Source organism: Halobacillus salinus, assembly GCF_004684905.1.
Taxonomy (GTDB): domain Bacteria; phylum Bacillota; class Bacilli; order Bacillales; family Halobacillaceae; genus Halobacillus; species Halobacillus salinus.
The window spans coordinates 1255718-1272469 of record NZ_SRJC01000001.1 but is presented as its reverse complement, the minus strand read 5'-3'; the positions used below and the strand labels follow the sequence as shown (position 1 = coordinate 1272469).

15 protein-coding genes are annotated in these 16752 nt (G+C 43.5%); 12 read left to right on the top strand and 3 right to left on the bottom strand.

The features are described from left to right. The first annotated feature begins 49 nt into the window (after positions 1–49). The 5 genes from miaB to mutL all read left to right on the top strand — a co-directional run bounded on the left by miaB (position 50) and on the right by mutL (position 7436). Complete coding sequence (miaB, locus tag E4663_RS06975; RefSeq protein ID WP_135327080.1) at positions 50–1606, top strand: tRNA (N6-isopentenyl adenosine(37)-C2)-methylthiotransferase MiaB; 1557 nt, start codon at positions 50–52, stop codon at positions 1604–1606. A gap of 1 nt (position 1607) precedes the next feature. Further along, positions 1608–2030, top strand: a complete 423-nt coding sequence (locus E4663_RS06970) for a YlbF/YmcA family competence regulator (protein WP_079480115.1) — start codon at positions 1608–1610, stop codon at positions 2028–2030. A gap of 171 nt (positions 2031–2201) precedes the next feature. Further along, positions 2202–2777, top strand: a complete 576-nt coding sequence (locus E4663_RS06965; protein WP_079480114.1) for an outer spore coat protein CotE — start codon at positions 2202–2204, stop codon at positions 2775–2777. Positions 2778–2993: 216 nt separating this feature from the next. Continuing rightward, positions 2994–5570, top strand: a complete 2577-nt coding sequence (gene mutS / locus E4663_RS06960; RefSeq protein WP_135327079.1) for a DNA mismatch repair protein MutS — start codon at positions 2994–2996, stop codon at positions 5568–5570. 15 nt (positions 5571–5585) lie between these two features. Further along, positions 5586–7436 carry a DNA mismatch repair endonuclease MutL gene (mutL, locus tag E4663_RS06955; protein WP_135327078.1) on the top strand — a complete coding sequence of 617 codons (1851 nt, stop codon included), beginning with the start codon at positions 5586–5588 and terminating at the stop codon, positions 7434–7436. Positions 7437–7569: 133 nt separating this feature from the next. Here the strand turns inward: mutL and E4663_RS06950 are convergent, their stop codons facing one another. Continuing rightward, positions 7570–7929 carry a helix-turn-helix domain-containing protein gene (locus E4663_RS06950; protein ID WP_135327077.1) on the bottom strand — a complete coding sequence of 120 codons (360 nt, stop codon included), beginning with the start codon at positions 7927–7929 and terminating at the stop codon, positions 7570–7572. A gap of 243 nt (positions 7930–8172) precedes the next feature. On the opposite strand from E4663_RS06950, the gene miaA reads away from it, so the two are divergent. The 7 genes from miaA (at position 8173) to glnA (ending at position 14853) form a co-directional block, all read left to right on the top strand. Next, positions 8173–9114, top strand: a complete 942-nt coding sequence (gene miaA / locus E4663_RS06945; protein WP_135327076.1) for a tRNA (adenosine(37)-N6)-dimethylallyltransferase MiaA — start codon at positions 8173–8175, stop codon at positions 9112–9114. Between the two features lie 34 nt (positions 9115–9148). Beyond that, positions 9149–9373 carry an RNA chaperone Hfq gene (hfq, locus tag E4663_RS06940; RefSeq protein ID WP_079480109.1) on the top strand — a complete coding sequence of 75 codons (225 nt, stop codon included), beginning with the start codon at positions 9149–9151 and terminating at the stop codon, positions 9371–9373. Positions 9374–9487: 114 nt separating this feature from the next. Beyond that, positions 9488–10411, top strand: a complete 924-nt coding sequence (locus E4663_RS06935; protein ID WP_135327075.1) for an AAA family ATPase — start codon at positions 9488–9490, stop codon at positions 10409–10411. Positions 10412–10481: 70 nt separating this feature from the next. Further along, positions 10482–11717 carry a GTPase HflX gene (gene hflX / locus E4663_RS06930; protein ID WP_135327074.1) on the top strand — a complete coding sequence of 412 codons (1236 nt, stop codon included), beginning with the start codon at positions 10482–10484 and terminating at the stop codon, positions 11715–11717. 13 nt (positions 11718–11730) lie between these two features. Beyond that, a complete protein-coding gene (locus tag E4663_RS06925; protein ID WP_135327073.1) occupies positions 11731–12975 on the top strand; it encodes a methionine gamma-lyase family protein in 1245 nt (414 codons plus the stop codon). Between the two features lie 113 nt (positions 12976–13088). After that, positions 13089–13496, top strand: a complete 408-nt coding sequence (locus E4663_RS06920; RefSeq protein ID WP_079480106.1) for a MerR family transcriptional regulator — start codon at positions 13089–13091, stop codon at positions 13494–13496. Positions 13497–13521: 25 nt separating this feature from the next. Beyond that, positions 13522–14853: a type I glutamate--ammonia ligase gene (gene glnA, locus E4663_RS06915; protein ID WP_079480105.1), complete on the top strand. Its 1332-nt coding sequence runs from the start codon at positions 13522–13524 to the stop codon at positions 14851–14853. Between the two features lie 107 nt (positions 14854–14960). On the opposite strand, the gene E4663_RS06910 is transcribed toward glnA, so the two are convergent. Both E4663_RS06910 and E4663_RS06905 read right to left on the bottom strand, forming a co-directional pair. Continuing rightward, complete coding sequence (locus E4663_RS06910; RefSeq protein WP_135327072.1) at positions 14961–16112, bottom strand: site-specific integrase; 1152 nt, start codon at positions 16110–16112, stop codon at positions 14961–14963. A gap of 15 nt (positions 16113–16127) precedes the next feature. Continuing rightward, positions 16128–16742, bottom strand: coding sequence for a LexA family protein (locus tag E4663_RS06905; protein WP_135327071.1), 615 nt, complete (start codon positions 16740–16742; stop codon positions 16128–16130). Between the last annotated feature and the right edge of the window lie 10 nt (positions 16743–16752).

The window sequence follows — 16752 nt, the reverse complement described above, 5'->3', positions numbered from 1 at the left end:
AGCTGATATAATTAGACAGTTAGAAGGCACGTTTTGAAAGGAGATCGCTATGAACGAAGAACAGCGAAATGAACTGTCTCAGATTCGTGAAAAGTCTTCGGATGAAGGGAACCTTGAACGGATTAAACAGAAAACAAGTGAAGATTTCATGCAGTATTTTCAAACTACTTATCAGCCTCCGAACATGCGAGATGCACAACGGAGAAAGAAAAAAGATACAGAAGTCCATTATGATTTCTCGATTCCAGAAGATATGAATTTAGCTGGACAAGGGAAGAAATACATGATCCGTACATACGGATGTCAGATGAACGAGCATGACACCGAGGTAATGGCCGGTATATTCGAAGAAATGGGCTATGAATCGACCTCAAACCAGAAAGAAGCAGATGTCATCTTGTTGAATACTTGTGCCATCCGCGAAAATGCAGAGAATAAGGTATTCGGTGAGATCGGGCACTTAAAATCTCTTAAAGTAGAAAACCCGAATTTAATTCTAGGTATTTGTGGTTGTATGTCCCAAGAGGAATCGGTCGTTAATCGCATACTTAAAAAGCACCCATTCATAGACTTGATCTTTGGTACACATAACATACACCGTCTTCCTCAGTTGATGAAGGAAGCGATGTTCGGCAAGGAAATGGTCGTTGACGTCTGGTCGAAAGAAGGCGACATCATCGAGAACCTTCCACGGGCTCGTAAAGGGAACATCAAAGCATGGGTTAACATTATGTATGGGTGCGATAAGTTCTGCACCTATTGCATCGTTCCTTATACACGTGGAAAAGAGCGAAGTAGGATGCCACAAGACATCATTCAAGAAGTGCGCCACCTAGCAGCCCAGGGATATAAGGAAGTCACCCTTCTCGGTCAAAACGTGAATTCGTATGGAAAAGATTTGAATATTGGATACGGACTAGGGGATTTAATGGATGAGTTGAGAAGCATCGATATCCCACGTGTTCGTTTTACAACATCACATCCGCGTGATTTTGATGACCGTCTCGTCGAAGTGTTGGCCAAAGGCGGCAACATGCTCGACCACATCCATCTGCCGGTTCAATCCGGTAATACGGACGTTCTGAAGATTATGGGGCGTAAGTATTCCCGGGAAGAGTACTTGGATCTTGTACGGAAAATCCGTCTCGCTATGCCTGGGGCTACACTCACCACGGATATTATTGTCGGTTTCCCGAATGAAACAGAGGAACAATTCCAAGATACACTTTCCCTAGTCGAAGAAGTCGGATTCGAAGCAGCCTATACGTTCATCTACTCTCCACGTGATAATACACCAGCTGCGAAGATGAAAGACAACGTATCCATGGAAGAAAAGAAAGATCGTCTGCACCGATTGAACAAACTGGTCAATCAACAATCGGCAGATGCGATGAGCAAGTATGAAGGAGAAGTAGTAGACGTACTCGTTCAAGGGGAGAGTAAGAATAACCCGGATGTACTTGCTGGTTATACGAAACGTAATAAGCTCGTGAACTTCCGCGCGCCAGATGCAGTCATTGGAAAGATCGTACCCGTTCGAATTACAAAAGCGAAAACGTGGTCTCTTGACGGAGAACTCGTTGAAGAAAAGGTAGAGGTGAAGTGAAATGGCACAATATACACGTAAAGAAGTCGTCGATGAGGCGCACAAATTAGGTAAGATGCTTGCAGATATCGAAGAGATCGACCGTTTCAAACAACTAGAAGCGAAGTTGAATGAAAACATCAAGGTGCAGGCTCATATTAAGAAAATCAAAGCTCTTCAGAAACAAGCTGTCAATTTCCAAGCTTATGGAAAACAAGAAGCATTGAAGAAAATTGAAGGAGAGATCGATCGCCTTCAGGAAGAGCTAGATGAAATTCCAGTAGTATCAGAGTTCAAAGATTCTCAGATGATCATCAATGACATTTTGCAGATGGTTACAAACACGATTTCCCGTGAAGTAACGAATGAAGTAATTCGCTCCACTGGCGGTGACGTACTTCAAGGAGAAACAGGTTCTAAACAAAAAGACAGCTGCAGCCACTAAGCGTGCTGACAGAATCCTCCAAGGGTTTATTCCTTTGGAGGATTTTTTTCGTACAATTTTATAGGCTCTTGCATAGAATGAATTAAACACGTCCTTAGGTCAAGTTCATCAGTCACCATTCGCCCAACCCCTGCATAGGATGGGTGGTAGAATAAGGAGGAGTGAAACCCTATGTCATTTTTTGAGCGTGATTACAGGGAAATCATTACAAAAGCTGTAATTGGTAAAGGTAAAAAGTTTACGGAATCGACGCATACGATCAGCCCTTCGCACCGTCCGACGAGCATCCTTGGGTGTTGGGTCATCAACCACATCTACAATGCTAAGAAAAAAGGGGAGCACGTCGAAGTATCAGGAAGCTATGATATCAACGTGTGGTATTCGTACAACGATAATACGAAAACAGAAGTTGTGACAGAACGCGTGAACTACTGCGACCATGTCAAACTTGCCGTTAAGGATGATAATTGCATCCATGACGACGTAGAAGTGATTGCGAAAGTCGTGCAGCAACCGAACTGTTTGGAGGCAAACATTTCTGGCAATGGGCAGAAAATTGTGGTCGAGGTAGAGAGAGAATTTATTGTTGATGTGATTGGCGAGACGAAACTTTGTGTGAAAGTGGACCCGCATGGGTGCGATAACGATGATGATTACGAGTATGACCTATCATCTGATGATTTCTCCGCTATTGAAACGGATTTTCTGCCATCATCCAGTCATGATCATGAAAGTCACGAATCATAACCTCGCTTTTTCAAGCGAGGTTTCTTTTTTATTTTTCAATAAGGGTTGGAAAGTTATCAAGCAAAAGTCTCGTTAATGATCATTCGATATCTTTAAAAATCTGAAAAATGAGACCTGTACGTCAATTCCCGTTGTCTAGTATTTCCTTAGAAGCGCTCGAACCTTGTATGATATAATTATATATACTTGAATTTTGTACGTTTTGGAGGAAATTTGATGGCACAATATACACCAATGATCCAGCAATACTTGAAGATTAAAGCCGACCAAAAAGATGCATTTCTCTTCTTTCGACTCGGCGACTTTTATGAGATGTTCTTCGAAGACGCCTTAAAAGCTTCGAAAGAATTGGAAATCACCCTTACCAGCCGGGACGGCGGTGGGGAAGAACGAATTCCGATGTGCGGGGTACCCTACCACTCATCTGAAAACTACATAAGGCAGCTTGTTGAGAAAGGATACAAAGTGGCGGTTTGTGAACAAGTCGAAGACCCGAAAGCAGCCAAAGGGGTTGTGAAGCGGGAGGTTGTACAGCTGATCACCCCTGGTACGGTCATGGAAGGCAGCATGCTAGATGAGAAGGAAAATAATTTCTTAGCTTCGCTCAGCCATTTTACTGACGGCACTTATACTGTCAGCTATAACGACCTCACGACAGGTGAGACAAGCGTAGCGCTTATTACAGGTGGTTTTGATGCTGCGATGAGTGAGTTATACAGTCGACCTGTCAAAGAAGTTGTCGTAGCACATGACTTTCCTGAGGATCATGTCTCGATTCTTCGGGATAGGCTGGGGTACACCGTCTCCTTTGAAGATCGTACGAATGTAGACGAATCATTTTCTCATTTGATTAAAGATGTTCAACAGGACAAGCTGATTGAAGGTTTCGGTCGTCTACTTCAATACATCCAGCACACCCAGAAGCGTTCTCTTGATCACCTGCAGCCGGTGAAAGTTATCGAGCTCAAGGAATATATGACGCTTGATATGTACTCGAAGCGTAACTTGGAATTAGTTGAAACCATACGCAAGAAAGGCAAAGCTGGTAGTCTACTATCGATCGTTGATGAGACGATTACAGCGATGGGGGCACGTATGTTGAAGCAGTGGATGGAGCGTCCACTATTGTCGGCCCCAGCTATTGAAACCCGTCATAACCAGGTCGAAGGATTCCTTGACCAATTTTTTGAACGTGAAATGTTGAGGGAACAGCTTCAGTCGGTATATGATTTAGAGCGATTAGCAGGACGAGTAGCGTATGGAAATGTCAACGCGCGTGACTTGATTCAGCTTCGAAACTCTCTGCAAAATATGCCTGGTATCCTGAGCACATTACAGGAGTTCGATCATCATTCGATAAAAGAATTGTACCGAACGATCGACCCTTTGGATTCCTTGAAATCCTTACTCGAAGAGAGCATTGCAGATGATGCGCCTATTACGATTAAAGAAGGTGGCATGATACGGGACGGTTTCAATGAACAACTGGATGATTATCGCTACGCATCGAAAAACGGTAAGCAGTGGATTGCAGAACTTGAGAAGAAAGAGCGGGAATCTACTGGTATCAAGTCCTTGAAAATCGGCTACAATCGAGTATTCGGTTATTATATTGAAGTGACAAAAGCCAACTTGCGTTATTTGCCTGAAGATCGCTATGAAAGGAAGCAAACCCTTACGAATGCCGAGCGCTATATCACGCCGGAGTTGAAAGAGAAAGAAACGATGATTCTAGAAGCGCAGGAAAAGAGTGTGGAACTAGAATATGAGTTGTTTTTGGAAGTTCGAGAGCGTGTTAAAGCTTATGTAGACAAACTCCAGCATTTAGCTGAGCAGATCAGCCGTATTGATTGTTTGCAAGGCTTTGCGGAAGTAGCTGACCGAAACGATTACGCTCGTCCGACATATGTAAGTGGTCGTACGGTCGACATTAAAGAAGGTCGTCACCCTGTTGTAGAGCGAGTATTGAAGGGGGAAACCTTCGTTCCAAACAATATTTATATGAACGATGAAACGGATATTCTTCTCATTACAGGTCCGAATATGTCCGGTAAAAGTACGTATATGCGCCAGCTCGCTTTGACAGCTATTCTAGGTCAGATGGGATCTTTTGTTCCGGCAACATCGGCCTCGATGCCAATCTTTGACCAGATTTTCACACGGATCGGAGCGGCGGATGACCTTGTATCTGGCCAAAGTACCTTTATGGTAGAAATGCTTGAGGCGAATCATGCGCTGAGTCATGCGACGGAGAATAGTATGATTTTGCTTGATGAAATTGGACGAGGGACGAGTACGTATGACGGAATGGCGCTCGCACAAGCGATTGTCGAACATATTCATGAGCAAATCGGTGCGAAGACTTTATTCTCAACGCACTATCATGAATTGACCACGCTTGAAGAGCAATTGGAACGTTTACAAAATGTACACGTTCGCGCTGAGGAGTATGACGGGCATGTAGTCTTCCTTCACCAAATCAAGGAAGGTCCGGCGGATGAAAGTTACGGAATTCACGTAGCAAAGCTGGCCGATCTTCCGAAAGAACTGATTGCACGTGCGAGCGATCTGTTAGAACAGCTCGAGAGTTCGACGAAAGAGCAAGCAAGTACTCAAGCTGAAAAGGACGAACAACTCAGTTTATTTGTGGAAGAAGAAAAGCCTGAACCAAAAGGGAAAAAAGAAGTCTCTTCTTCCATCGAACACTATGTGGAAAACTTGAATCTATTGGAAATGACACCGATGGATGCGATGAACGAACTCTATCAATTGCAAAAACGCATCAAATCGTAAAGGAGGACGGTAGAGATGGCTCGGATTCAATTAATGCCCGATCATTTATCCAACAAAATCGCAGCAGGTGAAGTGGTCGAGCGTCCAGCCTCTGTCGTCAAAGAATTAGTCGAAAACAGCATTGACGCGGGCGCAACATGGATTTCTGTTGAACTCGTGGAAGCCGGCTTGCAGCGGATCCGGATCACCGATAATGGATCGGGGATGGAGGAAGATGACTGTGAACGAGCGTTTTATCGACATGCTACGAGTAAAATCAAAGATGAAAACGACCTGTTCCACGTCAAGACGCTAGGATTCAGGGGCGAGGCTCTCGCCAGTATTGCAGCTGTCAGTAGAATGAGCATGCAGACCTCGACAGGAGAATCTGCTGGAACAAAAATGGAATTAGAAGGTGGGAAGTTCATTGAAAAGAGTAAAAGTGACGCTCGTCAAGGGACGGATATCATTGTTGATGAACTCTTCTTTAACACGCCAGCCCGCCTGAAATATATGAAGACCATTCACACCGAACTCGGACATATTACGGACGTACTTAATAGAATGGCACTTGCTCATCCGGAAGTGAAGTTCACCTTGACCCATAATGAGAAGCAAATCTTCCATACGAACGGTAGGGGAGATTTGAGACAAGTCGTAGCTAAAATCTATGGCATGAATGTAGCAAGGAAACTGGTTCCTATTGAAGCACAGACGCGTGATTTCAAAGTTACGGGATATGTAGCAAAGCCTGAAGTGTACCGGGCTTCGAAACACTATATGTCTACAATCATCAACGGTCGCTACATTCGTAATATACCGCTAAATAAAGCGATCTTAGAAGGCTATCATACGTTACTTCCAATTGGAAAGAGCCCCATTGTCGTGCTCAATGTAGAAATGGATCCGATTCTTGTGGATGTGAACGTCCACCCATCGAAGCTTGAAGTGCGGTTTTCCAAAGAGAAAGAGCTTTATGACGCAGTTCAGGGAGCGATTCGACAGGTCTTCCGACAAGAGACGCTGATTCCTGCAGTGGAGAAACCCACCAAGAAAGTGGAAAAGCCAGTCACCACACAGGAACGTTTCACTTTCGATGAAGTCCATAAGGAAGAAGCTCATGAGAAGCGGGAAGAAGCTGTTGATCACTTAGTCGAGCAATCTGCTCCTGCTACGGAATTTTCCAAGAATCAGGACGATATGCTACGTGAAATGTCCGAGGGATTTCAAGTGACTGAAAAGACTGAGGAAACAGAACCGACTTCACAGCCGCCTGTCTCGACCGATCCGGAGCCGGTTCAAGACCGGGTGCCTACGATGTACCCGATCGGTCAGCTGCACGGAACGTATATCCTCGCTCAAAATGAGGAAGGGATGTACATCGTCGACCAGCATGCTGCCCAGGAACGGATCAAGTATGAATTCTTCCGAGATCAACTTGCCGAAGTGGACCACGAAGTACAGGAACTACTCGTGCCCATTACATTCGATTTTTCAAGACAGGAAGCATTGAAAATTGAAGAACATAAAACAACTTTCGAAAACGTGGGGTTATTCTTCGAGCCATTCGGTGAAAACAGCTATATTATAAGGAGCCACCCGCAATGGTTCCCGAAAGGTTTTGAAGAAGAAGTCATCCATGAAATGGTGGAGCAGCTCATGAACGAAGAGCGGATTGATGTTCTGAAACTGAGGGAAGAAGCGGCAATCCTTATGTCTTGTAAACGATCGATCAAGGCGAATCACTATTTGAATCAAACAGACATGTTCCAGCTTCTCGAGGATTTACGAAAGTCGACAGACCCATTCACGTGCCCGCATGGACGTCCGATTATCGTCTTTTTCTCAGAGTACGAGATGGAGAAAATGTTTAAAAGGGTTATGTAAAAAAGCAGTCTCTGCAAAAGAGACTGCTTTTTTTATTTGGTTAAAGAGAGAAGTATCGATGAATTATAAATAAACTGTAATTATGTTATGTAAATTAGAGGAGTGAAGCTTACCCCCTACCAGAGTAGGGGGGTTAAGAAATATGTTTTTGTTGCAATAAGAATCGAAAATAGTTATCAATCTGCTTGATTTCATCTTGCTGGATTCCGAACCAAGCTTTCTTATCGAAGAATACAGGCTTGTCGTAACCCTTGGTCTCTAGCAATTGTTTGATCTCGCGCATTTCATCTTCCTGTTGATCGCTTAGACCAAGCAAGTAATCAGCTGTCGTATGAAGGGCGTTGGCGATTTTTGAGAAATCCCCCAAGTCAGGTGAAGTGTAATTACGTTCCCAGTTCGATACAACTTGAGCAGACACACCTACTTTTTCAGCCAACATGGTTTGGGTAAGTCCTCGTTCTTTTCTCAACGAGCGAATTCGTTCATGAATCACTGTAAAGTGCCTCCTTTATGATTACCACTAAACTATGATCAACACGACAAACATTCAGACAATTAGCGCTTTTTTAATACTATACCACAAACTAACGAATTACGATAGTCTAACTAACGAGATTTTTGAATTATACTAACGGAATCCGTTAGTATGGGTAACGGATTCCGTTAGTCGAGTCTCTGAGGTATGATTGCGACGGGATTCATGTATAATAGGAACCATGGTAAGGAGGTAGGATTGATGAAGCCGATTGTAATTTCAGTAGTGGGACCGACTGCTGTTGGTAAATCCAAGTTAGGTGTTGAAATCGCCAAACAAATGAATGGAGAAGTAATAAGTGGTGACTCGATGCAGATCTATCGGACGATGGATATTGGAACAGCCAAAGTGACAGAGGAAGAAAAGGATGGCATTGTGCACCATATGATTGATATAAAGAATCCGGAAGACGAATTCTCGGTTGCAGAGTTTCAAGAATCTGTTCAGGAATTGATCCAGGAAATCGACAGCCGTGGTAAGCTGCCGATTATCGTAGGAGGAACCGGATTATACATACAAGCTACGCTCTATGACTTTAAGTTTTCAGAGGAGAAGAAAGATACGGCTGTCATCGATCGCTTGGAAAGAGACGCGGAAGACCAAGGGATGGAAGCAATGTATCATAGATTGAAAGAAATCGATCCCATACAGGCGAGTAAAGTCCATCCGAATAACCGTAGACGTGTATTAAGAGCTTTAGAAGTGTATGAAACGACAGGGAAAGCGATGAGTGACCATCAAACAGAACAGCCTAAAGAGTCTCCATTCCGTCCGATATTAATCGGATTGCAGATGGATCGAGACGAACTATACACAAGGATTAACCGTCGGGTGGATCAAATGATGGAAGATGGGTTACTGGAAGAAGTGGAGCGCCTATACCATCATGGTTTAGAAAACGCACAATCGATGAAAGCGATAGGATACAAAGAATTCATTCCATACTTCAAGGGTGAATACGATCTAGATCATGCGATAGAGCTGTTGAAGCGGAACTCCAGAAGGTATGCTAAACGTCAATACACATATTTCAGGAATAAAATGGACGTACAGTGGTATACAGTGTCCGAGAAGTATTATGAAGAGAAATTTGAAACGATTTTGTCTGATTTAGCAGGAATGCGCAAGGCAGACAGCGAATGATAGTAATTACAGATAGAATAGAGGAGGAAGATCCATGGCTCAATCCGTGAATATTCAAGACAATTATTTAAACCAATTACGCAAAGACCGCATGCAACTTACCGTCTTTCTGCTCAATGGCTTTCAACTAAGAGGGGTCATTAAGGCGTTTGATAACTTTACGGTTCTATTGGAAACAGAAGGCAAACAGCAGTTGATATTCAAACATGCTATTTCAACGTTTGCGCCAGCGAAAAATGTGACGTTGGATAAAGAATAAATCCAATTGACGAACGAGTGCCTGAATAAGGTGCTCGTTTTTCCGCTTTTATGGGCGTTTGTCACAGGTTCCTCCCGAGTTGCGTATGATGAAAGGAAATGAGGAGGGATCGGAGTGTACCCACAGGCGAAAGCTGCAACCATTAATATTGTGCTGAATGAAAGCAAAGATCGAGCCGTTCCACAGGCCGAAGTACGGGAACGTGCGACGACATTTCGACAAATCGATGAGTTCTTCGAATCCATAGTCGGTATGAATGAAGTAAAGGCCCGTATGAAGGAGATTTACGCACAAGTTCTCGTCTCGAAGAAGCGGAAAGAGGTTGGTTTGAAGCCGAATCAACAAGTACTTCACATGATTTTCAAAGGGAACCCTGGCACTGGGAAAACGACAATAGCCAGGCTAGTAGCTGAGTTATTCCGCGACATGGCCGTCTTGGAGAAAGGGCATTTCATTGAGGCGGACCGAAGTGATCTGGTCGGAGAATACATCGGGCATACTGCAAAGAAAACCAAAGATCTGATCCATAAAGCAATCGGAGGCGTTCTTTTTATTGATGAAGCGTACGCTTTGGCGCGTGGTGGAGAGAAGGATTTCGGGAAAGAAGCGATTGACACCATAGTTAAATGTATGGAAGACCATCATGATAAGCTAATCATCATATTAGCGGGATACCCCGACGAAATGGAAGACTTTCTAACCATGAACCCCGGTCTTTCATCAAGGTTTCCTCTTCAAGTGTCCTTTTCAGATTACACCGCTAGAGAACTTCTTCACATTGCAAGTGGAATGCTTCGTGAGAGGGATTATTTCATGACAAAAGAGGCAGAACTAAAACTGTATCACCACTTGATCGATACTTGCACTTTAAAGAGCGATAATTTCTCAAACGCAAGGTATGTTCGAAATTTGATTGAAGAAGCAATCAGAAAGCATGCCTGGCGGATTGTAAGCAGTGAGAATCCGAAAAAATCGACCCTCATGACATTGCAGCCTGGCGATTTCTGCATTTTGAAAACGGAGGACGCTTCCCGCTAGATGTCGGAAGCGTCTCTTTATGGTAGGATAGGAATGCATATCAAAGAGGTCTAAAAGAGAAGGTGTTTCTATGATAGATAAAGAATTAGTCGTTTTGGTCGCTCGCAAAGACCCTAATGAAAAGGAAGAGCGCTTCCAATCGTCGCTCGAGGAGCTGAAATCCCTAACGGAAACGGCGAACGGAGACGTAAGCACAGTTATTACACAGAAGCGGGACCGGGTTCACCCGGCTACATATGTAGGCGAAGGGAAGCTCGAAGAAATACGAGTGGCTGCAGAAGAAGCAGGAGCTGAACTCGTGATCTTCAATGATGAGTTGTCTCCAGGACAGCTTAGAAACATTTCGAATGCTGTAAAGTGCAGAGTCATCGACCGAAGTCAGTTGATTCTTGATATCTTTGCAGGTCGAGCGAGAACTAAAGAAGGTAAGCTACAAGTCGAATTAGCACAACTACAATATCTGCTACCACGTCTCGCTGGACAGGGTACAGAGCTTTCAAGACTAGGTGGAGGCATCGGGACGCGTGGTCCTGGTGAAACAAAATTAGAAACCGACCGCCGCCATATCCGTCGTAGAATAGACGACATAAAAAAACGATTGGAAACGGTCGTAAAGCAACGTGAACAATATAGGAAGCGTAGAAAGGAAAACCGTGCCTTTCAAATAGCGATTGTCGGATATACCAACGCAGGAAAGTCTACATTCTTCAATCGCGTTACGGAGAGTGACTCTTTTGAAGAAGACTTGCTATTTGCGACGCTCGATCCGTTGACACGGCAGGTCGGTCTTCCTTCAGGTTTTCAAGCTTTGCTGTCTGATACGGTTGGTTTCATTCAAGACTTGCCGACAACGCTAATCGCTGCGTTCCGTTCGACGCTTGAAGAAGTCACAGAGGCGGATTTCATCGTACACATGGTGGATGCGTCTCATCCTGACCACAATCAGCAGGAGCAGACGGTTCTGCAGCTTTTGTCAGACCTTGATGCAGATCATTTACCGATGCTGACAGTGTACAATAAGAAAGATTTGTTAGAAACAGATTTCATTCCAGACGCTCATCCTTCTGTCACAGTCAGTGTTCACGATCCAATCGATCGCACAAGGATTCTGAAAAGAATTGAAAAAGTACTGGAAGAAGAGTGGCATGAGTATGACCTATTTCTTCCGGCTTCAGATGGCAAGACCATTCAGCAATTCAAACAATACACCATGGTGACGTCCCTGAAGTTCTTAGAGGATAAAGAAGGCTATGCTCTTCATGGATTCATTCACCCGGAACATCCGTTAAAACATGAATTTTTATAAAGGTAGGAACAACATGAATTTAGAACAGACGATTCAAGAGACTGAACAACATATTCAAAAAAAGCATCAGGCTGTAAATACAATGGTAGAGCGAAATCAAGAGAAAGTGCTGAGAGCCTTTCAGACACACCGGGTATCCGATTCTCACTTCAATCCGACTACAGGCTATGGATACGATGATTTTGGACGAGACACACTTGAGGCAGTCTATGCCGATATCTTTCGTGCCGAGGATGCCCTTGTGCGACCGCAGTTAATTTCAGGTACGCACGCCATCACTACTGCATTATTCGGTGTTCTGCGCCCCGGTGATGAATTGCTTTATATCACAGGTGAACCTTATGACACATTAGAAGAAGTCATTGGGAAGAACGGTGGGAAAGACACTGGATCGCTTCGAGATTTTGGAATCAGCTATCAGTCTATTCCTCTTAAAAAAGACAAGGTAGACCTGACAGAAGTAGAACAAGCTATCAGTGAGAAAACCAAGGTTGTGGCCATCCAACGCTCGAAAGGTTATGCCGATCGACCTTCTTTTCCGGTGGATGAAATTGAGCAAATGATTGGTGCCGTTCGCAGTATCAAAGAAGATGTCATTGTCTTTGTTGATAATTGTTACGGAGAGTTTGTAGAGGCAAAAGAACCTCTAGAAGTGGGGGCGGATCTTATAGCCGGCTCACTGATCAAAAACCCAGGTGGAGGGATTGCTAGAATAGGTGGTTACTTAGCTGGGCGCGAAGATTTGATAGAACAGTGTAGCTACCGTTTGACTGCTCCGGGCCTTGGGAAAGAGACAGGGGCAAGCCTCAACATGCTGCAGGAGATGTACCAAGGGATTTTCTTAGCTCCCCATGTCGTTGGTGAAGCACTTAAAGGTGCTATCTTCACGGCTGAATTTCTGGATCGGCTCGGATTTGATACGAATCCATCTTCTCACGCAAAACGTACAGACTTGATCCAGTCCGTTAATTTCGAGACGGCAGAGCAAATGATCAAGTTTTGCCAAGCTATTCAACAAGGTTCACCCGTCAATTCCCACGTCCTGCCACATCCAAGTCCTATGCCGGGATATGAGGATGATGTCATCATGGCAGCAGGGACGTTTATTCAAGGAGCGAGCTTAGAACTTACAGCCGATGGACCGATCCGACCGCCTTATACAGCTTTCGTACAGGGCGGGTTGACGTACGCTCATGTAAAAATAGCGGTCACGCAGGCCGTCCGTAAACTGATGGAAGAAAACGCATTGAGTAGTTGAAGCGGCTGATAAAGCCGCTTCTCTTTTTGTGTAAACAAATCTCACACGTATTGACATCTAATTTGCATATTCTATAATGAAAGTATCATTCTTTATGGGGAGGTGGCTGTTCGATGAGTGAAGATTCCGTTCGTCGTTCGATGCCGTTGTTCCCGATGGGGATTGTTCAATCGCTGACCGATCTCTCGGCCAGACAAATCCGTTACTACGAGCAACACAAGCTTGTAGAACCTGCACGTTCAGAAGGGAACCGACGGTTGTTTTCCTTCAACGATGTCGATCGCTTACTTGAGATTAAGAGTCTCATTGAGAAGGGTGTCAACATGGCAGGTATCAAGGAAATGCTTAAGGTTGAAGAGAAACCGGCGAATGATGCGTATGACGAGAAGCGCGTCGAAGAAGTTCACAACGAACTTTCCGAGAAAGAGCTTCGTCGCATGTTACAGCAAGAACTTTTCACAGCGGGAAGTCATGGCAAATTAGGAATTCGCCAGGGAGAATTGTCTAGATTCTTCCATTAATTATGCTTGGGGAGGAATTGTGTTAATGGGGTTAACTAAAGAAGAGATCTACAAGAAAATTAACGAAGAAAACGTCAAATTTATTCGCCTTCAGTTTACAGATATGCTGGGCACGATTAAAAATGTCGAAATACCATTGAGTCAACTAGATAAAGCACTAGATGGCATGATGATGTTCGACGGTTCTTCTATTGAAGGATTCGTACGAATTGAAGAATCGGATATGTATCTTGTGCCGGATCTTGATACATTTGTCGTCTATCCTTGGACATCTGAGAAAGGGAAAGTGGCACGATTCATTTGTGACATCTATAACCCCGACAAAACACCATTCGAAGGTTGCCCGCGTTACAACCTTAAACGCAATTTGAAAAAAATGGAGGAACTTGGATTCTCTGCATTCAACATCGGAACAGAGCCGGAATTCTTCCTATTTAAATTAGATGAAAAAGGCGAGCCGACAATGGAGCTGAACGACCGTGGCGGCTACTTTGATCTAGCTCCGACAGACCTTGGGGAGAACTGCCGTCGTGATATCGTTCTTGAACTAGAAGAAATGGGATTCGAAATTGAAGCGTCTCACCACGAAGTGGCACCTGGCCAACACGAAATCGACTTCAAATATGCAGATGCCGTCAAGCACTGCGACGATATCCAAACGTTCAAACTAGTTGTCAAAACGATTGCACGTCAGCATGGGTTGCATGCTACTTTCATGCCGAAGCCTTTATTTGGTGTGAACGGCTCGGGTATGCACGCAAACATGTCGCTCTTTAATGAAAACGGTAACGCGTTCTTCGATGAGAACGGTAAAGACCAGCTTTCAGAAGTGGCGTATCAGTTCACAGCAGGTATTATCAAACATGCCGTGAACTTCACAGCGGTGACAAACCCGACCGTCAACTCTTACAAGCGTCTTGTACCAGGATACGAAGCACCATGTTACGTAGCTTGGTCCGGTCAAAACCGAAGCCCGCTGATCCGCGTACCGACTTCACGTGGTTTAAGCACGCGTATTGAAGTGCGTAGTGTGGATCCGTCCGCTAACCCTTACATGGCGATGAGCGTTCTTCTAGCAGCAGGCCTTGATGGCGTGGAGAACAAATTGGAAGCACCAGCGCCAGTGGACCGAAACATCTATGTCATGAACAAGAAAGAACGTGAAGCGCATGGCGTTCAAGACTTGCCTGCGACCCTTTACGCTGCTCTTGTGGAACTTCAAAAAGACCAAACAATGGTTGATGCCTTAGGAGAGCACCTGTGTGAACACTTTATTGAAGCAAAAGAAATAGAGTGGGATATGTTCCGAACGCAGGTTCATCCGTGGGAAAGAGAACAATATTTACAGACTTACTAAGTCATTCAATGCCTTGGCGCACTAAGCGTCAGGGCTTTTTTCTTGAGATGGGGTAAAACACTAAGAATTCATTCTTTAACTAGTACCCCATATTCACCCCGAAAAAGTCATAAAAAAATATTGTTCATGTAGTCTTCGTATTTCTTCATGCTAGCTTGGTCAATCTTTTTAGAAACGTGTGAGTAGACATCTGCCGTAATCTGCATGCTACCATGTCCTAATCGTTCTTGAATGTATTTCATATCTGTACCAGCTTCCATAAGAAGCACTGCGTGAGTATGGCGTAGGGAGTGGATAGGTAACTTTGGTAAACCGGCCTTCTTGGATATCCTGCTAAATGAGTTGAAGAGGCTAGACTTAGGCATGGGGCTTCCATCCTTTTTGCAAAGTACTAAATTCAAATCATGCCTATAAATATCGTTCAAAGCCATCTTGTTTTGGTTTTGTTGCTTTAAGTGGAAGTGGAGGTCATTTGCTAGTGATTGTGAAATTGAGATAACTCTCTTAGATTTATAGGTTTTGGGATCTCCAAATATATCTTCGTTCTTCTCTTCAGATGCTTGAAAGTCTAATGTTTGGGATATTTGAACTGTCTTGTTCTTTAAATCAAGTTTGTCCCACTGTAATGCAGCTGCTTCGCCTTTACGAACACCAGTTTCAATCATGAACTTATAAAAGATCCAATAGACGTAGCCGTATTTGTAAGCTTCATTTAAGAAATCAGCGATATCTGAGGAGTCGATAAATTTTATCTGCTTGTCTTTATCTTCACCTTTCATTGTTGCACCCATGCAAGGGTTCCTTTCAATCTTTCTGAGGTGATATGCCTTTTCCATTGCGCCTCTCATAGTACCGTGAATAATTTCCCTTGTGCGTTTGCTATAACCTTGATAATAAAGATGATTCAAGAATTTCTGGTACATAACTGGCTTTACATTTTTTAGTTTGATATTTTTGAAGTACGGAATAATGTGATTTTCAATATTTCTACGATGTAGTTCGAAAGTGTTTTTTCGGACTACATCTTTTTTATATTCAAATAACCAATCAAAGAGAAAGTCTTTCAAGAGAGAGGTATCTGTGGTTTCTTCATAGCTGTGCATCAACTTTTGTTCCATTTCTTGTGCAGCTTTTCTTGCTTCACCTTTTGATTTAAAACCTCTTTTGGAGGACTCTTTTGGCTTACCAGTGAAGGGGTCCTGGTATCTTATACGATATTCCCAATTCGTTTTTGAGTGCTGTCGAAAATTAATAGCCATCTTACTCATTCCTTTCTATAGATTTTGAGTATATTGAATTGCTTTGCCAATTATTCTTGCCGGATATGTTTCATTAACCACGATTGGAGCGTAATTATTGTTGTCTGGAAGCAGTAATATGTTCTCATCTTGCTTTCTTACCCTTTTTAAAGTTGCCTCTGTATCACCGTTTACTAAAACTGCAGCAATTTCTCCATTCTCAACTTCTTCCTGAAACCTAAATAGCACAATTGAACCTTCCGGTATTGTTGGTTCCATAGAGTCTCCCTTAGCTGTAAGAGTAAATACTTTTCCAGCAGGAACTTGATCAGCAGGAAGGTTTACGTAGCCCTCTATGTTTTCTTCAGCTAGTATTGGATCGCCACATGCAATATGGCCAAGGCGAGGAACCTTAACTACTTCTTTCTTTGATTCGTATATATCCTCTATTCCTAAAAGTTCACTTACTGAAGTCTCTAGAGCTTGAGCATACTTTCCGATATCGTTTATTGGGAAATTTCTATCGCCAGATTCGTAACGGCTTAAAGTTGATTTGGCTATTCCAACTTTATTAGCTAGCTTTTCAACAGACATTTTCTTCTGCTTCCTTATTCTTTTTATTTCAGCTATTATCTCTTTAGAGTTTTTCATATGTATCATC

Bases quoted from the DNA above. Each gene is read 5' to 3' on its own strand.
- miaB (WP_135327080.1), top strand. From the start codon at position 50: ATGAACGAAGAACAGCGAAATGAACTGTCTCAGATTCGTGAAAAGTCT.
- E4663_RS06970 (WP_079480115.1), top strand. From the start codon at position 1,608: ATGGCACAATATACACGTAAAGAAGTCGTCGATGAGGCGCACAAATTA.
- E4663_RS06965 (WP_079480114.1), top strand. From the start codon at position 2,202: ATGTCATTTTTTGAGCGTGATTACAGGGAAATCATTACAAAAGCTGTA.
- mutS (WP_135327079.1), top strand. From the start codon at position 2,994: ATGGCACAATATACACCAATGATCCAGCAATACTTGAAGATTAAAGCC.
- mutL (WP_135327078.1), top strand. From the start codon at position 5,586: ATGGCTCGGATTCAATTAATGCCCGATCATTTATCCAACAAAATCGCA.
- miaA (WP_135327076.1), top strand. From the start codon at position 8,173: ATGAAGCCGATTGTAATTTCAGTAGTGGGACCGACTGCTGTTGGTAAA.
- hfq (WP_079480109.1), top strand. From the start codon at position 9,149: ATGGCTCAATCCGTGAATATTCAAGACAATTATTTAAACCAATTACGC.
- hflX (WP_135327074.1), top strand. From the start codon at position 10,482: ATGATAGATAAAGAATTAGTCGTTTTGGTCGCTCGCAAAGACCCTAAT.
- E4663_RS06925 (WP_135327073.1), top strand. From the start codon at position 11,731: ATGAATTTAGAACAGACGATTCAAGAGACTGAACAACATATTCAAAAA.
- E4663_RS06920 (WP_079480106.1), top strand. From the start codon at position 13,089: ATGAGTGAAGATTCCGTTCGTCGTTCGATGCCGTTGTTCCCGATGGGG.
- glnA (WP_079480105.1), top strand. From the start codon at position 13,522: ATGGGGTTAACTAAAGAAGAGATCTACAAGAAAATTAACGAAGAAAAC.
- E4663_RS06910 (WP_135327072.1), bottom strand. From the start codon at position 16,112: ATGGCTATTAATTTTCGACAGCACTCAAAAACGAATTGGGAATATCGT.
- E4663_RS06905 (WP_135327071.1), bottom strand. From the start codon at position 16,742: ATGAAAAACTCTAAAGAGATAATAGCTGAAATAAAAAGAATAAGGAAG.